Origin of the sequence: Paenibacillus terrae, from assembly GCF_005217525.1 — a bacterium.
GTDB lineage: Bacteria > Bacillota > Bacilli > Paenibacillales > Paenibacillaceae > Paenibacillus > Paenibacillus terrae_C.
Map to the genome: position 1 here is coordinate 123,147 of NZ_PNXQ01000011.1, position 21,727 is coordinate 144,873.

Sequence of the window (21,727 nt, forward strand, 5' to 3'; positions counted from 1 at the left end):
GTGGGTCCAACAGGCCCAGCGGCTCCGATAGGCCCGGCAGCACCAACAGGCCCGGCAGCACCAACAGGTCCAACAGGCCCCACAGCTCCTTGTGGTCCGGCAGCACCCACCGGCCCTGGTCCACCGACAGGTCCTGGAGCACCGCCCGGACCAGCAGGTCCAGCAGGCCCAGCAGGTCCAGCAGGTCCAGCGGGCCCTTGTGGACCGGGGGTTCCTGCCGTGCCACCCAACGCAATACTGATAGCCGTTTCGGCGCTTCTGATTGCACTGATCAAACTGTCTTTAAGAGCAGGATCAAGGGGTTCCTGCAAAATAATAGACAATAAGACCTCCAACAGTTGTTGCAGTGTCGTTCCAACACCGATCGGGGAGAAAGGAGTGGCTTCCGACGCTACGATAGCCAGTTCCAACGCCGCTAATAAATCTGTCTTGACTGAGCCTCTAAGTCTCAATTTATTCGAGAGAGCTAATAACCGATGTAAAATCTGATGCAATGAAGTTATATTAGCCGCAGACGGGTGCGCGAAAACGAGCGGGATGATGGCGACTAATTCCTTAATCAGTTTGAGAAGTTCTTCCGTTTCTCTGCTAATTTTAGGTGGTTTGCAGTCCTCGTCTTTTTTTGAAGCCCCACTGAACCTGAACGGTTTTCTGTGTTTCATGTTCAAATATCTCCTCCTTCACATTTCTCCCTACTGTAGAGGTGACAGGTGGATCATCGCCCCGCTTCGCAGATATAACAGTATATTTTCTGAAGCGAAAAGGGTGAATCACCATACAACAATTATTATTGGAGGCTTGTACATAAGCTTTAATATCGATTTTCTGTATTTCCAAACCGGGCTTCCAACTTGTAACGCTGTATAAAATATTCGTTAATTGCGGAACGCGAGCTGTTAGCCGATCTGATCCAACCAAAATGAACAGGCTGCTGTGCAAAGCGCTCGATTTCCAGTAGATGAACGGATTGGCCTCGCTCCATGGTCGCCTTTTGAAAGGAATAGTCGTGACCTATTGAAATAGCAAGTCCCTCTAATATTGCGCTCTGAATTGCACTATCCGAGTTCGTCTTGAACAAAATATTCACGTCACCAAACTGTTCGGTAAAGTCTCTGATAAACATATTGATATAGTCATCCTTATATAAAACAAAGGAATAGGCTCTCATTTCCTCAGGGGTAATAGATTTCTGTGAAGCCAGCGGAGAGTTCCTTCCGACAACAACCATCATTTTGCCTTGGTAGAGGGTATCGAAGGGCAGAGCCTCCTGCTGTAGTAAATCCTCGGGAAGAGCGATCATGCCCAGATCAATTTTACCTTGCCGCACCAGTTGAAGGGTCTTTAGAGAGCCTTGTTCCGTGACCTCAATGTGAACTTCCGGATGCTCCTCTTTTAGCGAGACAATAACGTTGACCAGTGTCGCCATTTCCGCAGGCATAGTGCCCAAACGCAGTAAACCACTTAAGGCGTGCTTGCGGTTTTCTGATTCCAGCAGCATTTCTTGAATGATTTTTGTTGCTTCAAAAGCTTTCTTAATGAATAGCTGGCCTTCTTCCGTGGAGGTTGTACCGGATCTTGAACGGATGAACAGCTTGAGTCCAAGTTCTTTTTCGAGAGCGGTTATGGCCTGACTGATGGCGGATTGAGACACATGCAGACGTAGGGCTGCCTCGGAGAGTGATTTTACTTTATCGACCTCTACAACATAAGTTAATTGTTCCAAGTTCAAAACAACATTCACCCCACATATAAGTGTTACTTAATTAAAAGTAATTATAATTAATTTTAATTAACTTCTCAAGAAGAGTAAAATAACAATGACATAAAATTTGAAAGCGCTTAAAGGAGTGACATCATGAAAGCAGCCGTAATTTATGGAACCAAGGATGTACGTGTTGAAGAGGTCCAAGAGCCTGGCATACAGCCTGGCAAGGTCAAGGTCAAAGTTGAATGGGCCGGAATTTGTGGAAGTGATCTCCATGCGTATCATCACGGGGTAGGTGTATCTGAAACACCACATCCACTTACCAAGCGCGGACTTCCACTGGTGCTGGGGCACGAATTTGCTGGAGTGGTTACTGAGGTGGGAGAAGGCGTAGCCCATCTTTTACCCGGAGATCGGGTGGCGGTTGAGCCGATTGTGTACTCACAGGATGATTATTATGTACAGCAAGGGAAGTATAACCTGGCAAATAATTTCGGATTTCTAGGTCTTCAAGGTGACGGAGGCTTTGCTGAGTTCGCTCTGGTTGAAGCGCATCAGGCGCATAAGCTTCCTGACTCCGTGTCTCTTGAGGAAGGAGCCCTTATTGAGCCAACTGCTGTAGCAGTTCATGCCGTTCGGGAAAGTCAGTTGAAGATCGGGAATAGCGTGGTTGTCTTTGGAGCCGGCCCCATCGGTATTCTAACGATTATTGCCGCCAAATCGGCGGGTGCTGCGGAAATTATAGCCGTGGATATTTCCTCGGAAAGACTGGAGAAGGCTCTTGAGGTAGGGGCAACCGTTGTGATTAACAGTGCCAATGAAGATGTGACTGCCCAAATACTCTCCTTGCATGAATACGGGGTTGATATTGCTTATGAAGCGGCAGGCGTACAGGCTACGTTTACGAGCGGGTTGGAGGTGCTGAAAAAAGGAGGACAATTGGTCGTTGTCGCAGCATACGCGAAACCGGTGACTTTGGATGTGAACAGCATCCTGATCAAAGAAGTATCCATTCGAACCTCAATCGCCTATCGGCATATCTTCCCTGAAGTCATTGCTATGATTGCGGCAGGCAGACTGGATATTAAGAAGGTCATTACTCAAAAAATAACGCTGGATCGTATCGTAGAGGATGGTTTGGAGCTTTTAATTTCAGACAAGCGTCAATCTAAAATCTTAATTGATACGCAAGGTTAGTCCATATCATTCACAAATACAGCGCGGTCTCCGAATAACTCGGAAACCGCGCTGTATTGGTTTATAATCCATTAATCTATATAACTTAGTCAGTCTTATTTGAAAATACGTTCCAGCAGTTCAGCCATTTCACCTCGGCTGATAGCTGCTTTGGGTTGGAGCGTTCCATCAGGATAGCCGCTGATCCATCCGGAGGATACGGCTTTTTCCAAGGCTGCGGAAGCCCATGCAGCGATCTGCTGTTTATCCTTATAGGATTGCAAGGTGACCGCGCTTGTGGTGGCAGATGCCTTATCCGCCATCGCATGTGACAATATCACCATCGCCTGTTCACGAGTAAGACTCTCATCGGGGCTGAATGTCTGAGTAGTTATGCCTTCGATCCATCCCTGACGATGAGCGGCTTCCACGGTGGATGCAGCCCAGTGCCCTTTCATATCTGTAAATGAGGTAGGCACACTCTCATCTCCATTGGTCCCCAACGCTCGGGTCAGTATGGATACAAATTCTGCGCGGCTTACTGCACGCTCCGGACGCATCTTGCCATCTTTGTAGCCTTGTAGCCAGCCTTTGTCTGCCAGCGATTGCAAGGATTTCGCCGCCCAATGGCCTTGGATATCCGACCATACCGTAGCTGCACCTTGCGAATCCGCTGAATTTGTTGTGCCGTCCTGCACGTTTGTATTATCGGATGGAGATTTTGTATGGGTAGAAACTGCAATCGCAAAGGTACTAAACCGGGTCGTATCGAAGCCCACAGCCGACAGGTTCCCTTTTGAATCCCTCACAGCCGTACCTTTTAGAATCTCCTGCTCTCCATTGTCATGAATAACGAGAATAGAAAACTGGGGTTCCTTGCCCTGCAATTCACGGATGGACTCGGCATCCAGCGGCAGAACGATGTGCGATGTACTACCTGTAACGTTAGCCTTGATTTCCACAGCCGTGCCAATCAGTTTCAGGCTGGATTGTTGTCCGGCCCAATCGCGGATCTGCTGTGTACGCTGTGCATCTGCCCGTTGGAATGACAATGCAACGTCCTGCTGACCCGAGAACATACGGGTTAAGGCATCACTGGATAGCATCAGTGTTCCATATTGGGATATGACTGCGGCCCCGACTTTATCCCATGTATTCAGCGAAGAATAGGGAAGAACAACACGGCTGGTATCCTTTTCCTGTTCCAGATGAATATCCGCGTAAGCCTTGCCTTCCAGGCGGGCCTGAGTGATTTGTCCATCCAGAAATGCCGAAGAAGGAGTAAAGATGATGATGGCTTTTCCCTGTTCAGAAAATCCGGGTTGCAGTTGTATAAGAGAGTTGTTGTAGTCTTCGTCTTGGTCTTTTTTATTAGAATTGCCCGTGTCTACAATGACCTTAGCAGGAACGGTTACTTCGATCTGTTGTGTCAGGGCGTGAGAACCGTCGCTTACCTTGGTGACCTCCAGTATTACAGCAACCGTCGTTTGGGTTGCTGCTGGGAAGATAGCTCCATCTGTACGGATAATATCCGGCTGGCTACTACTGCTGATGATCAGGCGGAAGCCCTCGGGTACAGCAGGCAGCTTGAGCAGGGTATCATTTGCAGCAGGCGTTGTTAGGCTTGAGATGGAATCGGCTACACGTTGGGCAGTCAGTCCTTGGGCATACACCAATCTGGAAGGAGCGCTCTCCATGCCATTCACGATCTGTAGCACGTAATAGCTGATTCCCTCAGGAACAGGCGTAAATATATATTTCCCTTCTCCCGAAGCGGTCCCTTCGGCAATAAGCTCCTGCTGGGCATTGTACAGCTCAAGCCGTGCGCCCGGCCAAGCACCTGTAACGATCACCGAGGCGGTAGCGTCATTGCCTGCTGCGGCTTCAATAGCACGGGGCAGCACGTTTATGTGGCGTTCGGCTGGCTCAGCAGACCAACTTGAATTATCACTATAAGCATAGTTCAATACGTATACACTGGGCGTATTCGTATCCACGTTGCCGATACCTGTTAGTTCAGGTACCAGAACATTACCGTACACGCTGTCCAGCACGCTGGCTCCCGGATCGGTGAAGCTGCTGCCAGCTTCCAGAATGATCGGGTTGTTGCCGTTCAAACGTACATAGGGTGTATTCGGCAACGCCTTTAATACCGTGATCATGAATGATCTTTGTACGGAGGCTGAACCTTTGGATATAGTGGCCTTTAATTGTACATTCACATCACCGTCTATAAACTTCGGCCGATTTACTTGACCCGTACTGCTGAGAACGTCCGGTTGATCCGAGGACCAATCAATACGTGTGTCAAATGCTCCTGTATTGGGCAGAGTGATGGAATCCTTAATCCCCTGCGGGTAATCCAGTTTCAGGGTATTTGCTGCCAAATTCACTGCTTCATCAGCACTTACGGGCAGTGCGGGCACGAGCAGGCTGAATGTTTTTCGAAGTTCAACTCCGCCTCTTGTCAGAACAGCTTCCAGTGTAATGGGTTGATCGCCCTGTACATAGCTCGGGAACGTGACCTGACCGTTGTGATCCAGGAACTCGGGGTGATTCGAAGTCCATGACACCTGAACGCCGTTCAAGCCTTCTTTCGGCAAATATACGTCCCCGGTTACGGTGGTTACGGGTACATCAAGTGCCGCGTAAGCCGCGTTTACAGCTTCAATATCGTTCATCGGCAGACTGAGCACGTGTGCAGTGAAATTTTTTGTTTTCGTTAAGCCTTCGAGACGCAGGACAGCCGTCAGGGTAACATCTGTATTTCCATCAATATAGGAGGGTCTGCTAAGTGTTCCATCGGGTGCAATAACAAGCGGGTTAGCAGAGGACCATTCGATCTGGACGCCACCATAGCCGGATAATGGGAGAGAGACGTTTTCTTGCACTGCGGACAAATTGCCCAAGGATAGGCTATCTGCTGCCTGGTCCAGTGTGTCCTGGGCATTTACCTTCAATACAGTAACCTCAAAGGTTTGAGTATCCGAAGCGGTTCCCTTAGTAATCGTCGCGGTCAGTTTTACTTTCCGGTCGCCCAGATCGTAGCGCGGGCGTGTGACAGTCCCCTCATTGGTGATAATATCCGGGGTATCCGAACTCCAACTCACCGTTGTATCGTTCAATCCAGTCAGTGGGAGTGTCAGCCGTTGTGATACCGCAGCAGCCGAATCTCCTGATGCAAAGCCAGGAGCCAGTGCAGCTTTGGCCTGTGCAACATATTCCGCATCGGTCACCATATTCACTGTGACCTCTACGGGAGTACTATTGCCCTGAACGTTCACAGCCTGAAGGCTGTAAAGAGCCGCACCGGAAGGTAACGACGAAGCATCTGTGAATTGGGTTAATGGCCCTGTATACAGGGTAACGTTATTTCTGATGACCTTGTATGAAGTTGCGTAAGGAACGGCATCCCAGCTCAATTCCACCGCATTTCCTTTTTGGGTTCCTGTAAAATGACCTGGAGCCTGTGGAACGGGCAATCGTTCCCCATAAGCCTCAAATTCCATGACAGAAGCCCACTGGTTGTTTCTCGCATTTCCTTGATCAATATATAAGCGCAAGTATCGTGCAGTCACCGGGGAAATGCTTCGGCTATAACGAGCGTTAGCGTTATTTTGAACAGTATCGGAAGTAACCCAATTCGTTCCATCACTGCTCGTTTGCAATCGGAAACTGTAAGGGTCGCGCTGATCCTGCCATCCATTCATGATTCCCATCCCTGCTACACCGTAGCGATCCACGATATACCAGTCTCCCAGATTTACCTGAATCCATTTTTCACCGTTGCTGGCTTGATACCAGCGGCTTGTCGGCTCATAGGAGCCGTCCACTGCTCTGGCGGGTTCATAGGGCTGGCTGTAGCCGCTTGATGTTACGGGTTTGTTAAGCACTACATTTTCCGTACCAGCAGCACGGGCTTCATCCGTCCCTATAAGCAGAACCGCACCGCCGATAATGGGCAGCAGTGGAATCAGCAAACGATAGGGTTTTATTTTGTTGCGTGTGAAGTTATTGCCTTCGAGCACGCGATCACCTCTTCTTTAGAAAAATAGCATAGCGTTTTGCACACTCATTAGTCACGAGGCGGGTATGCGCCCTGAGTTGCGATGTAGTAGTTCACGTTCGGCATTGGAGAAGCCCCGCGCAGGTCAGGTAAAGCAAAGGTGCTTACTCCATCGCCACCAAAATTAGTGCCCAGCAGAGAGAATAATGCCGTATTTTGCGAAATGCTCAAGATCTGCCCTTCGCATTTTAACCATCCCCTGGGAGCGAAAGTGTAAGGATACATCGTAATTTCTCCGAGGTAAGGCATATCTGCTGCTTGTGCCTGCTTGGGACTTACCGCCGTTCCTCCTACCAAAATGACCGCTAACAAACTCAACACAGCGGCTTTCTTCCAAAGATGATTCTTCATACCTACAACCCCTTTTTAGATTCGAATAATGGACAAAAAATTCAACGAATTTGTGACGCTAGTCATGGAATGAAATGATACTATCATGGATTTGGGCTTTTTACATCGCTAGACACCTATCAAATAAACCATTTTATTCCTTTTATTAGGCAAGAATTTTATTCCACCAAGTAAGTATTCCTTGAAGGAATATCCCTTGTTATGTCTCGAATGTGTATCTGATGGTGGGAAAGCGGATCAATGCTCATGCATTTTTTTTCTAATCCAGGTAAATATATATACAAATCGTATGTATGCGAAGGGGGAAGGGACATGTGGCAGGCAATTGTAACTCATATGCCCAAATGGACAGTGTTAGTACAGGCTATCTTTTTGTCTCTTGTATCTTTACTCATCTTGTTGGCGTTCGACAAATTAAAACGGTGGACGGCAGAGAAAGCAGACGCAAGGAACGAATAGAGCTGCTTGAAGAACGCGACCGTACAGAGGAAGATGCTCGCGATCCTTCTGAAAGCAAAGATCCGAATGTACGTAGGAATGAGGACGAGAGCTATTCTGAGGATTATGAGGCGAATGTAACGAAGATGAGACAAGCCATAGTCGATATGGCGGATGTTAACGAAAAGTCTATTTTTCTGGATCATTTACAGGCCAGGGTGAGTCTGTTTTGTGTAGATGGCTTAACGGACAGGGCTAGCATGGATCAAAATATAATCAAGCCATTATTAGATTGGGGAAACTCAGACCAAGAGGAGGAAATACCGAAAGGCGACGCGCTACGGGATGTGGTTATCCGTCAAGTCATGCTTGTAGCAGAGACAGAGCATGCACAGGATGTGAAATATTCTTTGCAGAAGGTTTTGTTTGGCTCGATCGTACTCTTGATCGAGGGTACTTCAGGTGTACTTATTCTGGGTTCATCCAAGGGAAAAACTCGCGGAGTGGAGGAACCATTATCAGAATTGGTATTGCGAGATCCCCGGATTTCTACCCCACTATAGATTTTATTCCAGAAATCCGGGGGCGGTGGCGATGGCGATGGGGAGCACCATCCGACTGCGCAGTGGCGCGATAGGTAACTTTTAAGTTCGGCTTATACATTTCCCTAATTCTCTTGGATAGCAATTACGGTTTAATCAAACAGCGGCAGCGTTTCTTCCAACCACGTAATATAGCTTTCTTCCCGATTAATGGCACGGCTCAGCACCAGATAATGTCCGAATTGTTCAGAGTCGGGAGATTGAAGGTTTTCGTCCAGCAGCCGGAGTGAAGTCTTGCTCTCGTATAAATGCTCCAGCTTCTCTTTGCGTTTGGCAATCTGGTCCTCGAACAATCGTTTGTTCTCTTCTTTCGGGATGGCTGCTGAAAAATATAGCATAAGCATAAATTCATCCTTTTCCGTTTCCGGTAAATCTTTGGGACTCAGCAGCCATTCGGTCAGCTCCCGGGTTCCCTTGGGCGTGATGCAGTACAGCTTCTTTTCCAGCTTGGCTCCTGTAATGGAGGTGCGATATTCGATTAACTCTTCTTCGGTCAGCCTTTTGAGCTCAGGATAAATCTGACTGTGCTTGGCGCTCCAAAATTGCCCGATTTCCTTCTTGAATTGGCTCGTAATATCGTAGCCGCTCATTTCCTCTTTGTGAATTAGGCCCAGAATGGCATATTTTAATATACGTTTCAACGTAGCTCTCCTCGCAATGCGGTATTTGACAGTAGTATACCACAGTGCTACAATTTATATGTAATTAAAAACATGTTTAAGTTTACATGTTTAAGATTCTATACTTATTATTTTTGCATGATGTTCAATTCATGACAACTCATAATACGGAAAGAAGGATGCAGGATGGACAAGTTTATCGGCAGTCACATGATCTACACCTACGAGAATGGTTGGGAATACGAAATTTATATTAAAAATGAAGACACAATCGATTATCGCATTCATAGCGGCATGGTAGGCGGACGTTGGGTACGTGACCAGAAGGTGAATCTGGTAAAGCTGGTGGAGAATGTGTACAAAGTGTCTTGGACCGAACCGACTGGTACTGACGTTTCTTTGAACTTTATGCCAGAGGAAAAACGAATGCACGGCATTATTTTCTTCCCTAAATGGGTTCATGAGCATCCGGAAATCACTGTACGCTATCAGAACGATTTTATTCCGCTGATGGAAGAATCACGTGAAAAGTACGAAACCTATCCCAAATATGTTGTCCCTGAATTTGCAGATATTACATTCATAGAAAATGCGGGTGTAAACAACGAAAAATTGATTTCTCAAGCACCCTACGCAGGAATGACAGACGATATTCGTGCGGGTAAGCTGCAAGCATAATCAAGCATTTGCTGATGGTGTAAAGCCTGGGTCTGTGATGAGCAGCTCAGGCTTTTTTGTGCTGATTGGAGAGAGGGGGATTATCAGTGAGCGGGATTTAGAATGAATAGTAGACCAGACCATGCTCGATCAGATAAGAACGGCTAATCCGTGGTTTGACGATGGGCGTTGCAAGAGAGAGACTTTGCAGGTTCACGTGGGTGGTCAGGTCGGATAAGGCGGACAGAGCCAGCTCTGCTTTGACATGTCCCCAGTTGTCAGCGTGGTGCTGAATGTATTGGTGAGCCTCGGTAAAGGATAGACCCTTGAGCAAGGTAAACACGGAAGCCCATCGGACGAGGTCGAAGGTTCCTTTGATTTCAGGTAGCTCATATTCTGCCATACCTTGAGCGCCGTTACACGACATGGTGAGCAAGCCACAGCAGCGGTGCTGAACATGTTTAGAGTCTGGAAACTGACGATAGTCATACTGAATGATTGCCATGAAACCAATCCGTAATTGAGTTGCTTTGGACGTTTTGGGCTGGGCAAGCGTCATGCTCATGCTAGAATGGCCTCCTTCGATTCACCGTAAATAGGGATGGGAGAATCATACGTCACAGCGGATGTAATGTAAATCACAAACAAGGGCTTAAAATGAGGATGAGTAACGAAAACCGACTTTTAATACTCATGAAAGCGGATACTTTCATCCGTTTCTTTTATTATCTTGCCGATAGTCCTTTACAATGACAAAAAGACAACCCCGGATATCCTTATCCCGGGGATTGTCTTTATGCTCTCTTAGATCCAAAAATCATAAAACTGATCGCGGCTAGAACCCAGACACCAATACCGCCATAGAGCATGATCAAGCCAAAGCCGTGCACAAGCGCTGCATGGACGACGGCTCCAGACGCATCCAGTGAGGATAGTTCTGGCAAACTCTGCTTGAGAGATACAGTATTTCCGGCGGCTATTTTTTCGGCTACAGACCGCAATTGCACTGCATTGAGAGTCCCGGAAAGGGCACCCTTCAAATAGGACAGAATACCTTCCTGCAAGATGAATCCCATCACAGCGATGTTGATGGCTAGACTGATCAATCTGGCACTCATATCTATACCGGAAGCCATGCCTGCACGGGCACTCGGGACAGAGCCGGTAGTCGTGTTGGTCACAGGCGTGTTGGTTAAGCCCAGTCCTATACCAGCCAACAAGGAGCCAGGGAGCATGGTCAACCAACTGGCGTGATCGCTGCCGCTGCCATATTTCATCAAAATGAAGCCCATACCGAGGATGAACATACCTGATGGAATGACTATGCGCGGCTGATAGCGGAGTGAAAAACGCTCTGCCAGAGGTGGAATTACCAAGGTGGGCAGAGCATAAGCCAAGAGAGACAGCCCGGCGGGTACGATGCCGTAACCCAGGCCACTCTGGAAATAGATCGGCAGATAGATCATGAACGGCCAGAAACTGAAGTTCATGCCGATGGAGCCAAGGAGAGCGCCAGAGAAATTACGTATCTTGAATACGGAAAAGTCAAACATCGGATGGGCGCTGAGCTTTTCCGCGAATAGAAAAATAATGAAACTTATTGCTACTGCAATAAGGATGCTGATGGATGCTCTGCTGGTAAAGCCGAGTTCCGGCCCTTGCGTGATAAAGTATGCAAGGCCAAAAACTGTCAACGAAAGCGTGATGATGCCGATAATGTCCAGCTTTTTCACCTGCGGATCGCTGGACTCCTCTATGCCACCGAAAACAAGAATCAAAGTGAGGATGGTCAACGGAACGTGGACCAGGAAAACCCAATGCCAGTTCAACACGGCCACGATCATGCCGCCAATGATAGGTCCAAAACCGAGGCCGATACCGAACACGATCCCCCATATGCCAAAGGCTTTGCTGCGTTCTTGTCCTTCCTGAAACCGATGTGAAAGAATTGCTATCTGGCAAATCTGCATCGCACCAGCACCCACCCCTTGAAGAAACCGGCTGATGATCAGAACCGATGTGCTTTGCGCCAAGCCACAAATCAAGGATGTAATACCGAACAAGACGAGGCTGATAATAAAAATACGTCTCCTTCCATACCGGTCAGCCAGCGTTCCAACAGCCATCAGAACTGTGGCACATGCAATGGTGTAAGCGTTCATAATCCATTGCATATCCTTAAGATCGCCATGCAATACTTTTTCCAGAGTTGGCAGTATCACTGGCACACTGGAAATTTCGAGGCCGAACATCAATGCGGACAAACATATAGCGGCCAATGCAATGATGTTTTTGCGGGAAAAGGATAGGCTCACTGCGAGGTCCCCCCAGACTTTTGTTCATCTGCTACTGTTCCTGCCTTATTTAATACGTATTTGCTCAAGGGCAGCCATCCTCTCTATCTTTTCATGTTTGGTTCACCTTATCGATGTGAGTTTTATTATATAATCTATATCATTCATTTTACATAACGCAATCCATCCATTATGATGACTATACAAAGTAATTAAATGAATTTCTCAAAAAAACGTTAAATTTAAAGGAGAGCATTCAAAGTGGATCATGTAGACAAACAAATCCTCTTTCATCTTCAAAGTCAGGCAAGGATTTCAATGACGGAGCTAGGAAAATGCGTGGGTTTGTCCCAACCTGCTGTAACAGAACGAGTCAAACGAATGGAAGAAAAAGGGGTTATCAAGGAGTATCGCACTATCATCTCTCCTGAAAAAATAGGAAAGGATACGGCAGCCTATATATTGTTTCGGACTAGAGATTGCCATGCATTTCTTGATTTTGTCCATACATCTCCACATGTTGCCGAGTGCCACCGTATAAGCGGAGAACACAGTTATTTATTAAAAGTAGTGACCAGCTCGACGCGCACCCTCGAAGAGTTTAGCAACCAGTGTGATAAGTATGGAACCTACACGAGCCTGCTTGTCATGTCGTCACCGATCGATCATAGACTTCTCATTCATTCTCTGGAAGAAGCAAGTGGAGCTGCTCATTCAGAAAAAGATTAAGGATGAAAGAAGACACCCTCGGGTATCGGTATCCCCGGGGGTGTCTTCATCATGAAAATATATAGTTAAGCTGATTAAACGGGCGTTACGTCCTGAATCGCTTCTTCTTCTTTCCAAATCACGTTCTCGCGATAGTTTGATCCCCAATCGTACATCGCTCTCAGTACCGGAATCAGGCTTTCGCCATGCTCGGTCAATGAGTATTCCACATGCGGAGGAACGACAGGATAGACTTTACGAAGAATGAGTTGATCCTCCTCCAACTCGCGCAACTGGTTGGTCAGCATTTTTTGCGTAATGTGGGGAATCAGCTTTTTCAGTTCACCGAACCGCTTGGTGCCTTCTAGGCCGAGATGCCACAAAATAATCAGCTTCCATTTTCCGCCGATGACTGCGAGAGTTAATTCTTTATCACAATTAATCAGCTTCAAATCAATCCGATCTTTTACAGTAGTGATGTTCATCGACCTCCTGTCCGTAGTTACTCTAAGTATACTATTTATGGCTACTATACGCAAAAGGGGATACATCCATTTTGGAAACTAACCATACTTTTGGATACGGATGGACCGGACAGTGACGAGTAATGGTTTGTGAGCGTTTGGGAAAGCTATGACAGTTAAGAAGGAATGACGATGGTGTTAAATGATTCCGGCTCCAGCTCAAAATGATGTGTACCCTCTCCAGCGGACAGATTCAGCACACGTGATTCGTGGAACGGGTTGGCAATGACCACTACCGTTTGTCCGTCAGCATTGCGGAAAGCAACGGCATTTCCCGTCCATGATCCACGGAGTCCAATGCGTCTCGCACCCGGCAATACAAAATGAGAAAAGTGCTTCATCACGTAATATTCCGGGTTCAGGGTACGCTTACGATCCGCCGGATCAACGGTGATCATCGAATTTTGCTCCCATCCCCATGTGCTCTTGCCTTTTGGCTCCAAAACCATGTTCCAGTAAATATAAGCATTCACGCCATTGGTGAAGTAGTGCTGGTACAGGTTATATACATATTTGGCATAGTCCCACGAATTTTCTCCGTTCCCGCACTCATTTTCTGTCTGCATGTAACGAAGCTCGGGATAGCTGGCTACGGTGCGCTGGATGGCGTTTTTACCTGCCCACTGATAGCCCACGCCCTTAATATATTTGTAGGCCTCTGGGTCACTCAGCACGGTATGAGCATATTCATCGAATCCGGTGGACGTTTTCTTCATTAATTCTTCCCATGGATCGGGGGCATTGATGGTACCCAGCCAAATTTCAGTATCCAGTCCGTGCTCCTCGAAGGTAGGGCCCAAGTAGTCGCGGATAAATTCCCGCAGTTGTTCTCCGGTCCATACACAGGAAGGGAATTTTTGATCGGCAATGACTTCATTTTGAACATGGACCTGATGAATCGTAATGCCTGCCTCGCGGTAAGCCTGCACAAATTTGACGAAGTATAATGCATACGCTTTCAAAATATCCTTTTCCCAGCGCAGTGTGCCATAATTGTAAGCCTTGGGCGATTTCATCCATGTCGGCGGGCTCCAGGGTGAAGCGAACAGCTTCAAGTCCGGGTTAAGTTGTAACGCTTCCCGAATAAAAGGAATGAGATACTGCTGATCACGCTCGATGGAAAAATGCTTCATTTCCACGTCGCCATCCGTTTCATTGTGGCTATACCATTCCAGCGCGTAGTCACTGGCTCCAATAGGGAGTCGGCAAATCGTGAATTTGTGCTCGCCCTCCGGGTGGAAGAGAGAATGAAGCACCTGCGCCCGTTCGTCGCTCTTCAAATGATTCAAGGCCACATAGCCCAGTTCATTAAAACAGCCGCCAAAGCCTTCGACGAGCTGATGCGTTTCCCCCGTAATGGTCAGGTTGGCCTGCTCTTGGGTTTCGCTAAGATGATGAGATCGGGATTGCCAAGCTTGAGCTTTGGAAGTGGAAAACCACTGAATGGTCTGATTGGACATATATTACCCTCCTGTGAACGCTTTTTGTATCTCTTCTTATTATAGGGTAGGATCATAGGAGATGAGATGGTCTGAGCCAAGACAAATTTGCCCTAATCCAAGCTGGATTCTGCTGATCAGAAGTGCCAAGAACACATAAAGAACACATGTCTTTGGTATGCTGATGTCCTAGAATGACCGAAAGAGGTAAGTCAATTGAAAAAAAGGGTTCTTCTCGTCGAGGATGAAATACGAATCCGTGAAGTCATTGCGGATTATTTTAAACAGAATAATTGGGAAGTCTATGAAGCAGGCAATGGAAAAGATGCGCTAATCTGGTTTGATTCGGTGCAGCCCGACCTGATCATACTCGATATTATGATGCCGGAGCTGGATGGTTGGGAGGTATGCCGTCAGGTTCGCAGCCGTTCCGGGGTGCCGATCATTTTACTGACCGCCAAATCCGGTGATGATGATAAAATATTGGGCTTTGAGCTGGGAGCAGATGACTACGTTACCAAGCCTTTTAGCCCCAAGGTGCTGATCGCCCGCGCGAATGCGCTGATGAAACGGGTAGAGGGCCATGTGCTGCCTGAGTCGCATGTCCAGCGGTTCGGCACGGCGATTCTCAATACGATGGCTCGTCGGCTTGAGGTGGATCAGGCGGAAGTCGAGCTGACGCCCAAGGAGTATGAGTTGCTGCGGCTGCTTATACATAACAAAGGTATGGTCATTTCACGGGATGCGATACTTAGCCGGGTATGGGGGATCGACTTTGAAGGAGACACACGGGTCGTGGATACGCATATCAAAAAGCTGAGAAGCAAGCTGGGCCGTGAATCACGCCATATCCGAACTGTTTTTGGTACAGGCTACAGGTTTGAGGAGGAAGAATGAACAAACGGGGAGTTACCTTTAAATTGTTCATTATGACCGTTGTATTTTTTCTTTGTTTTTACGGCATGGTGATTTTGAGCCAATTGCTGTTTTTTGAAAAATTTTATCAGCAGCAGAAGATTGGACGCGTGGAAAGCCGTTTGCAAAGCTTTGGTCAAAGCTATGTCAAGGAAGCTTGGGGCTCCGACAGGGTTTCACGGGAGGCAGCCCGTTTTATGTTTCAGAATAAGAATCAGTTGGCGATTGTCACTTTGGACGGCAAAGTAAAGCTGGATGACCCGTTCCATATCAATCTCAGAAAAGCAGACGGACAGATCGTTAAAATATCGCTGTCTCTGTTTATGAGCCAATTTGGAGATGAACTGAGGGCGGCCCGGATTCAGCCGGGCGACTCATTAACCGTTGAAGGCGAAGTGTTGGAAACCAACGGCATCTCTTCTGCCAATTTCATTTATCCGACAGGCATTCAGAAGCCTGGCTCCAAACATATAGGAACGACATCGGAAGAGGCGAGCACAGAGGGCGGTGTAAGGTTGTCCGGTACGGTGACAGAAATTGTGCTGCCGGATCTGAAAACCTGGAGCCAGCGGCAAGGCTTGCTGTTTAGTGCTTTGGAGGAATGGTTTCCTTTGTCGCAGACCCATTTGGAGAAGCTCAAGAATTTTGAAGTGCTGGAGGAAGAGTGGAAGGAGCCTTGGACGGGTGTGCGTAATGCGGTCATTGTCCATCCTGTGCGACAAAGCACCGGAGAGATCGACCTGCTGTTCACAGTGACATCGTTGCAGGAAATCAGCGAGACGAATGAAGCTCTGCGCTGGTTCTATCTGTACTTGGGCATCGGGGGTTTTGCGCTGATTCTTATATTGTCCTTGTTCTATTCACGAATGGTAACCCGTCCGCTTATTGCCTTGAACAATACTGCCAAACGGATGGCTAAGCTCGATTTTACAGCCCATACACCGATTCGGCAAAATGATGAGCTGGGCAGCCTGTCCTACAGCATGTATACCCTGTCCCAGAACCTGGACACCGCTTTGCGCGAGCTTCAGGAGGCTAACCAGCAACTGATTGAGGACATGGAGCAGAAACAGAGGATGGAGGCTGTGCAGCAGGACTTTTTTGCCAACGCCTCTCATGAGCTGAAGACCCCGCTTAGTATTGTTAAAGGCTTCGCAGAAGGGCTACAGGATGGCGTTAGTGCCGGTAAGCAGGACCACTATATCAAGGTGATTGTGGAGGAAGCGGACAAAATGGAGCGACTGGTCAAGGATATGCTGGATCTCGCCAAGCTGGAGTCCGGTACTCTCAAGCTTCGCAAAACGACCTTTATACTGAGCGAGCTGGTGGAGGAAGTTGTGGATAAGCTGTTCCATCTGCTAAAGGAAAAGCATCTGGAGGCGGTCATTATCCCTGCGAATGAGCTGCCGATTCATGCCGATGCCGGATGGCTGGAGCAGGTTATTTTCAACTTCGTCATCAATGCCATCCGGCATGCCGATGAAGGAAGTTCGATTACGATCCGAATCGAAGGCTCCGGGGAAATCAATACCTTTTCCATTGAAAATAAAGGGGAAACGATTCCCGACGATCAGCTGGAGCAAATTTGGGAACGCTTTTACCGGGCCGAGCTTTCACGCAGCCGTCAGACAGGGGGAACCGGACTGGGACTGTCGATCGTCAAACGGATTTTGGATTTGCACGATTTTCGCTATATGGCGGAGAATACCAAGGATGGCGTTCGATTTGTCGTCATATTCGGAGGTTAAGCTATGGCAAAGGAGTCAAGCAGTATGAAATGGAATTGGTTACCCTCACTATGCACGATTGCAAATCTGGGGGCAGGGGTACTATCCCTGTTTTACACGATTCATGAGCAATATACGACCGCTTTTATTCTGATTATGGTGGCTGCCTTGTGGGATGTGCTGGACGGTTTACTGGCAAGGCTGCTGCATTGCTCCAGTGATTTTGGCAAGCAGCTCGATTCGCTGGCGGATGTAGTCTCATTTGGCGTTGCCCCTGCTTTCTTGACCTTGTTCTACCAACTGGGAGGTACACATTGGATGGGGCCCCTTGTGGCTGTTTTGTTTGTGATATGCGGTGCGGTAAGGCTGGCAAGATTCAATCTGTTAGCTTTTAGTAAAGGCTTCGTAGGCATGCCAATTACGGCTGCGGGTGTGATCTTGTCCTTCATGTTTTTATGGAGTGAGCATTTGCGGCCCGAATTATTGCTTGGGCTCATGGTAGTGCTTTCTTTCCTGATGGTTAGCCGTATTCCGTTCCCGTCCTTCAAAAAATAACCGATCAGGAGGTGGCACCCTATGGAATGGGCTATGAGCATGATTACACAATACGGGTACATTGCTATTTTTGCACTTCTTGCTCTCGGGATTATCGGCCTTCCGATTCCTGATGAAATTATTATGGTCTTTGTCGGCTATCTGTCCTCCATCATGGTACTGAATTATTCAATGTCTGTACTGGTCAGCTTTATGGGGGCCATGACAGGCATGATGATCAGCTACACACTGGGCAAAAAGCTGGGACAGCCTTTGGTGGATAAGCACGGCAAGTGGTTCGGGCTGACACCAAAGCGGTTTGCAAGGGTGAAGGTGTGGTTTACACGCTTCGGGCTGTGGACCATTCTGATCGGTTATTTCATTCCGGGAGTCAGGCATGCGACAAGCTACTTGTCTGGAATTAGCGCAATGCCTGTTCGAAAATATATGCTGGTGGCAAGTACAGGTTCTCTCGTATGGACCCTTATTTTTATCTCCATTGGTTATGTTACCGGAGCAAATATACACTTTCAGTAAGGCTATACCAAAAGTAATGTAGCATTTTTCATGTATTCCACCGATAATAATAAAGAAACGGTACAACCAGTGAGGGGATCTGTAGTGAACGCTTTTATGAAGCATACTGAAAAATTACCTAGTTTTCTGCAAATGATTCTGAATATCTCGTTGTTTCTGGTCGGACTGATTTTAAGCTTCTTGCTGCTGAAAGAAACATGGTCCATTTTCTCCTATGTTTTCTTGTCTACAGAGTTGGATAAGAATTACTACGAATTCACGGATGAGCTGCTTGTATTCTTTATGTATTTTGAGTTCATCGCATTAATTGTTAAGTACTTTAAAACTAATTTCCATTTTCCTTTACGTTATTTCATCTATATTGGCATTACGGCTGTCATCAGGCTCATTATTGTAGATCACGATGATGCCAAGAATACATTTTGGTGGTCCATTGCCATCCTGATCATGGTAGGTTCTCTATTGATCGCTAACAGTAAATTGTTAAAAAGAGAAAGCTGATCGTTAGGACAGATTACAAGGTTGACAGTCAAGAAGGAGAGAGGGAATAAAGACGAATGGTAAGAAATTGGATGAATCATGCGGGTGTTAGGCGGGTAGCCGTCCTTGCGATAATCATTTTGGCGTTGTTTTTATTAAGAAGCATGATGAATATTATTTTGTTAACCCTGCTGCTTACGATCCTGATCGGCAGTATATATAACGGAGTGACCAAGCTGATTAAGCGGTTCGCCAATGTGCCGCCTACGATTGTGCTGCTACTGGTGTATGTGGTGCTGATTCTGATCATCGTATGGGGAGTTTACCGGATGGTGCCGCTGATTAGCGTGCAGGTCAAGCAGGTGTACCTCATGATTCAGCAAGCATATATGTACCCGGATCGTAACAAATGGAACGAAACGATTATCGAATTTATGAATACGCTGAATGCTCAACGACTATTTGAGCCTGGCTTGAATGCAGTCATGAAAGTAAGTCAATTGGGCACACAACTGCTGGTGTCGATTATTTTGAGCTTATTCTTCCTGATGGAAAAATCCTATATTACACGCTTTACAGCTACGTTTAAGTATAGCAAGCTGGGGTGGTTTTTTGAAGAAGTGGGTCACTTTGGCCGCATGTTCCTGGATACGTTCGGGAAGGTGCTGGAGGCTCAACTGCTGATTTCACTGATTAACTGTATATTGACCACAATAGCGCTCTGGATTATGGGTTTTCCCAATCTGCTCGGTCTTGCATTGATCATCTTCGTATTGGGTCTGGTTCCGGTGGCAGGTGTGTTCATCTCACTGTTGCCGCTCGGTCTGATCGCCTTTAGCGTCGGAGGCATTCATTATGTTATCTATCTGATCATTCTGATCGTGGTGATCCATGCGATTGAAGCTTATTTCCTGAATCCGAAGCTGATGTCATCCAAAACCAATTTACCGATTTTCTTTACCTTTGTTGTCCTGATTTTCTCTGAACATCTGATTGGGATTTGGGGGTTGATTGTTGGTATTCCGCTGTTCGTCTTCTTCCTTGATCTGATCGGGGTACAGCGCAAGCAAGAGAAGGATACCTGATTTAACGAATGCCTGCGAAGCCGCAGGCATTTTTAAATTCTGGGTTATCTGTAGTACACTGAGTATAAAGATGTTGCCAGTTAAATAAGGAAACGAGATGATAAGGGTGGATCAGAAAACCAAGATACTGGCTATATCGGGGAGCCTTCGTCAAAAGTCCTCCAATACAGCCTTATTAAAGGCTACCATTGGGTTAGCGCCAGAGAATATGATATTTACGATGTATAACGGATTGGGTGAGCTTCCTCATTTTAACCCGGATCTGGATGTAGAAGACGGGCCGGCTTCCGTCAAGGAGCTGCGGGAACAACTGAAAGAAGCGGATGGGGTATTGATCTGTACGCCGGAATATGGGAATGGTGTTCCGGGTACTTTGAAAAATGCATTGGATTGGATCGTTTCTTCGGGTGAATTTGTAAATAAACCTACAGCAGTTATTAGCGCGTCACCTTCTCCTATGGGTGGGAATCTGGCCCATGCCTCTCTGTTGCTCACACTGCAAATGATCAATGCCGAGATTGTGGAAAATGGAAAGGTTATTATTCCGCATATCACATTGAAACTAAACCAGGAAGGCGTAATTACCGATTCTGAAACCAGGCAGGAGTTATATGCATTACTTCAAGGGCTTGAGCAAGCTTGCTCAAGATAGACAGTTTAGAGTAAAACAAAAGCAGACCCTTCATGAACACATCATGGAAGGATCTGCTTTTTAACTTAATCAAATGTTAGATAGTATCCAATAAGCTCTCATATACCTTTAATCGGGCATATACCGTTTCAAGTATCGGATATGCATCATTACTGCCAGAAGCCAATGCAAGAAGTGAACCATGCAGGTGACTCGCTTCAATCGGAAGCTTTTTATGCATATCACGCTGCATGGATGACATCATCTCCGGTCGTAAGGACTCCATCGTTTTCAATGTATGAGCTTCCATCTCTGAATCAATCGGCATCCCTGCGTTGCGAGCAAGTGTGACCATCTCATGCAGCAGCTTTTCGTATATAGCACGTGACTCTGCCGTGGCAAGTATAGTCCCGACAGAGGTATCCATTAGTGTTGTGATTCCGCTCAAGCTGGCAACAAATATATATTTCTGCCAAACTTCACGCTGGATGTCCTGACTGCGTGTGACTATGAAGCCTGCATGATCAAGATGATTCAGCAGTATTTGTGTACGCTCTGATTGCACACCGTTCCATTCACCGAAGACGATACGGTGGAATGGACTTGTCTGAACGACAGAACCATCATGATCTAGCGTAGTTTCGATATAACAAAGTCCGCCTAGCACTTTTTCCGGCCCGAACTGCTTGCGTAAAGAGTCAAAATGTTCATAACCGTTAAGTAACGGAAGAATCATGGTATGTTCACCGATATAGGGCTCAAGATCGAATTGCAATTGGGGCAGATGATACGCTTTGACCGCAACGATAATGCAGTCGAACGGCTCGACAGCTTCACCATATGTAATAGTACGGATTGGCGTCTGGAAATCTCCATGAACACTTTTAACAATCAGACCGTTCTCTTCCAACTGAGATTTTTTGGAAGGACGTACGAAGAAGGTCACGTCTTCTCCTTTTTGAACAAGACGTCCCCCGAAGTAGCCTCCTATCGCCCCTGCACCTACAATCAAAAATCGCATCATATGGTCCCTCCCTTTGCTTTTGCATTCCCATACAGTCGTTCTACTACGTTCTCATCTGCTTTAAAAACACGCTCTTCGCCCGGAAAAGAACGATCCTTCACGTCCTTGACATATTGCCCGATGCTGTCGCGGATCAGAGTACCTATATCCGAATATGTTTTTACGAACTTTTTCTCCCGGTAAGGAGAGGAGTATTGCAGCATGTCATGGTGGA

General features: G+C 47.0%; 22 protein-coding genes. 11 read left to right on the forward strand and 11 right to left on the reverse strand.

All coding sequences use genetic code 11. The annotated features are described in order from the left end of the window. Together C1I60_RS25500 and C1I60_RS09415 are read right to left on the reverse strand one after the other, a co-directional pair. Positions 1-662 (reverse strand): collagen-like repeat preface domain-containing protein (locus tag C1I60_RS25500; protein ID WP_252361650.1); only part of this gene is annotated, 662 nt, incomplete at its 3' end. Positions 663-811: 149 nt separating this feature from the next. Beyond that, on the reverse strand, positions 812-1,729 hold the full coding sequence (locus tag C1I60_RS09415) for a LysR family transcriptional regulator (RefSeq protein ID WP_137061477.1): 918 nt from the start codon (positions 1,727-1,729) through the stop codon (positions 812-814). A 126-nt stretch (positions 1,730-1,855) separates the two neighbouring features. Here C1I60_RS09415 and C1I60_RS09420 point away from each other — a divergent pair, with 126 nt between their 5' ends. After that, a complete protein-coding gene (locus tag C1I60_RS09420) occupies positions 1,856-2,902 on the forward strand; it encodes a 2,3-butanediol dehydrogenase (RefSeq protein ID WP_137061478.1) in 1,047 nt (348 codons plus the stop codon). A gap of 95 nt (positions 2,903-2,997) precedes the next feature. Here C1I60_RS09420 and C1I60_RS09425 read toward each other — a convergent pair whose 3' ends face one another. Continuing rightward, the gene (locus tag C1I60_RS09425) at positions 2,998-6,909 is read right to left on the reverse strand and encodes an immunoglobulin-like domain-containing protein (protein ID WP_137061479.1); all 3,912 of its coding nucleotides are present in this window, start codon (positions 6,907-6,909) and stop codon (positions 2,998-3,000) included. 47 nt (positions 6,910-6,956) lie between these two features. Further along, the gene (locus tag C1I60_RS09430; RefSeq protein ID WP_137061480.1) at positions 6,957-7,298 is read right to left on the reverse strand and encodes a phage tail protein; all 342 of its coding nucleotides are present in this window, start codon (positions 7,296-7,298) and stop codon (positions 6,957-6,959) included. A gap of 314 nt (positions 7,299-7,612) precedes the next feature. Between C1I60_RS09430 and C1I60_RS09435 the strand changes: the two genes are divergently transcribed. Then, on the forward strand, positions 7,613-8,299 hold the full coding sequence (locus C1I60_RS09435) for a spore germination protein (RefSeq protein WP_170970769.1): 687 nt from the start codon (positions 7,613-7,615) through the stop codon (positions 8,297-8,299). A 131-nt stretch (positions 8,300-8,430) separates the two neighbouring features. Here C1I60_RS09435 and C1I60_RS09440 read toward each other — a convergent pair whose 3' ends face one another. Further along, complete coding sequence (locus C1I60_RS09440; RefSeq protein ID WP_137061482.1) at positions 8,431-8,979, reverse strand: PadR family transcriptional regulator; 549 nt, start codon at positions 8,977-8,979, stop codon at positions 8,431-8,433. A 165-nt stretch (positions 8,980-9,144) separates the two neighbouring features. Between C1I60_RS09440 and padC the strand changes: the two genes are divergently transcribed. After that, the gene (gene padC / locus C1I60_RS09445) at positions 9,145-9,636 is read left to right on the forward strand and encodes a phenolic acid decarboxylase (RefSeq protein ID WP_014279672.1); all 492 of its coding nucleotides are present in this window, start codon (positions 9,145-9,147) and stop codon (positions 9,634-9,636) included. 97 nt (positions 9,637-9,733) lie between these two features. Here the strand turns inward: padC and C1I60_RS09450 are convergent, their stop codons facing one another. Together C1I60_RS09450 and C1I60_RS09455 are read right to left on the reverse strand one after the other, a co-directional pair. Continuing rightward, on the reverse strand, positions 9,734-10,180 hold the full coding sequence (locus C1I60_RS09450; protein WP_137061483.1) for a hypothetical protein: 447 nt from the start codon (positions 10,178-10,180) through the stop codon (positions 9,734-9,736). Positions 10,181-10,409: 229 nt separating this feature from the next. Beyond that, entirely contained in the window at positions 10,410-11,930 is a 1,521-nt protein-coding gene (locus C1I60_RS09455; protein WP_137061484.1) for an MFS transporter, read from the reverse strand. A 240-nt stretch (positions 11,931-12,170) separates the two neighbouring features. On the opposite strand from C1I60_RS09455, the gene C1I60_RS09460 reads away from it, so the two are divergent. After that, positions 12,171-12,638, forward strand: a complete 468-nt coding sequence (locus C1I60_RS09460; protein WP_137061485.1) for an Lrp/AsnC family transcriptional regulator — start codon at positions 12,171-12,173, stop codon at positions 12,636-12,638. Positions 12,639-12,712: 74 nt separating this feature from the next. Here C1I60_RS09460 and C1I60_RS09465 read toward each other — a convergent pair whose 3' ends face one another. Beyond that, positions 12,713-13,102 (reverse strand): winged helix-turn-helix transcriptional regulator, encoded by a 390-nt coding sequence (locus tag C1I60_RS09465; RefSeq protein ID WP_137061486.1) that lies wholly within the window; start codon positions 13,100-13,102, stop codon positions 12,713-12,715. A gap of 155 nt (positions 13,103-13,257) precedes the next feature. Continuing rightward, positions 13,258-14,601 (reverse strand): glycoside hydrolase family 30 protein, encoded by a 1,344-nt coding sequence (locus C1I60_RS09470; RefSeq protein WP_137061487.1) that lies wholly within the window; start codon positions 14,599-14,601, stop codon positions 13,258-13,260. Between the two features lie 195 nt (positions 14,602-14,796). On the opposite strand from C1I60_RS09470, the gene C1I60_RS09475 reads away from it, so the two are divergent. The 7 genes from C1I60_RS09475 to C1I60_RS09505 all read left to right on the forward strand — a co-directional run bounded on the left by C1I60_RS09475 (position 14,797) and on the right by C1I60_RS09505 (position 20,510). Then, complete coding sequence (locus C1I60_RS09475) at positions 14,797-15,477, forward strand: response regulator transcription factor (RefSeq protein ID WP_137061488.1); 681 nt, start codon at positions 14,797-14,799, stop codon at positions 15,475-15,477. Beyond that, positions 15,474-17,243 (forward strand): sensor histidine kinase, encoded by a 1,770-nt coding sequence (locus C1I60_RS09480; protein WP_137061489.1) that lies wholly within the window; start codon positions 15,474-15,476, stop codon positions 17,241-17,243. The genes C1I60_RS09475 and C1I60_RS09480 overlap by 4 nt, the downstream gene beginning before the upstream one ends. A 24-nt stretch (positions 17,244-17,267) precedes the next feature. Further along, positions 17,268-17,777 (forward strand): CDP-diacylglycerol--serine O-phosphatidyltransferase, encoded by a 510-nt coding sequence (gene pssA / locus C1I60_RS09485; protein ID WP_137061596.1) that lies wholly within the window; start codon positions 17,268-17,270, stop codon positions 17,775-17,777. Between the two features lie 21 nt (positions 17,778-17,798). Beyond that, positions 17,799-18,293 (forward strand): DedA family protein, encoded by a 495-nt coding sequence (locus C1I60_RS09490; RefSeq protein WP_137061490.1) that lies wholly within the window; start codon positions 17,799-17,801, stop codon positions 18,291-18,293. Between the two features lie 84 nt (positions 18,294-18,377). Next, complete coding sequence (psiE, locus tag C1I60_RS09495; protein WP_137061491.1) at positions 18,378-18,794, forward strand: phosphate-starvation-inducible protein PsiE; 417 nt, start codon at positions 18,378-18,380, stop codon at positions 18,792-18,794. 56 nt (positions 18,795-18,850) lie between these two features. After that, positions 18,851-19,858 (forward strand): AI-2E family transporter, encoded by a 1,008-nt coding sequence (locus C1I60_RS09500; protein WP_137061492.1) that lies wholly within the window; start codon positions 18,851-18,853, stop codon positions 19,856-19,858. A gap of 97 nt (positions 19,859-19,955) precedes the next feature. Continuing rightward, positions 19,956-20,510, forward strand: a complete 555-nt coding sequence (locus C1I60_RS09505) for an NADPH-dependent FMN reductase (protein WP_137061493.1) — start codon at positions 19,956-19,958, stop codon at positions 20,508-20,510. 76 nt (positions 20,511-20,586) lie between these two features. Here the strand turns inward: C1I60_RS09505 and C1I60_RS09510 are convergent, their stop codons facing one another. Together C1I60_RS09510 and C1I60_RS25505 are read right to left on the reverse strand one after the other, a co-directional pair. Next, complete coding sequence (locus C1I60_RS09510) at positions 20,587-21,510, reverse strand: ketopantoate reductase family protein (protein WP_137061597.1); 924 nt, start codon at positions 21,508-21,510, stop codon at positions 20,587-20,589. Then, complete coding sequence (locus C1I60_RS25505; RefSeq protein WP_434784386.1) at positions 21,510-21,716, reverse strand: hypothetical protein; 207 nt, start codon at positions 21,714-21,716, stop codon at positions 21,510-21,512. Before C1I60_RS25505 ends, C1I60_RS09510 begins: the two co-directional genes overlap by 1 nt. Positions 21,717-21,727 lie beyond the last annotated feature (11 nt).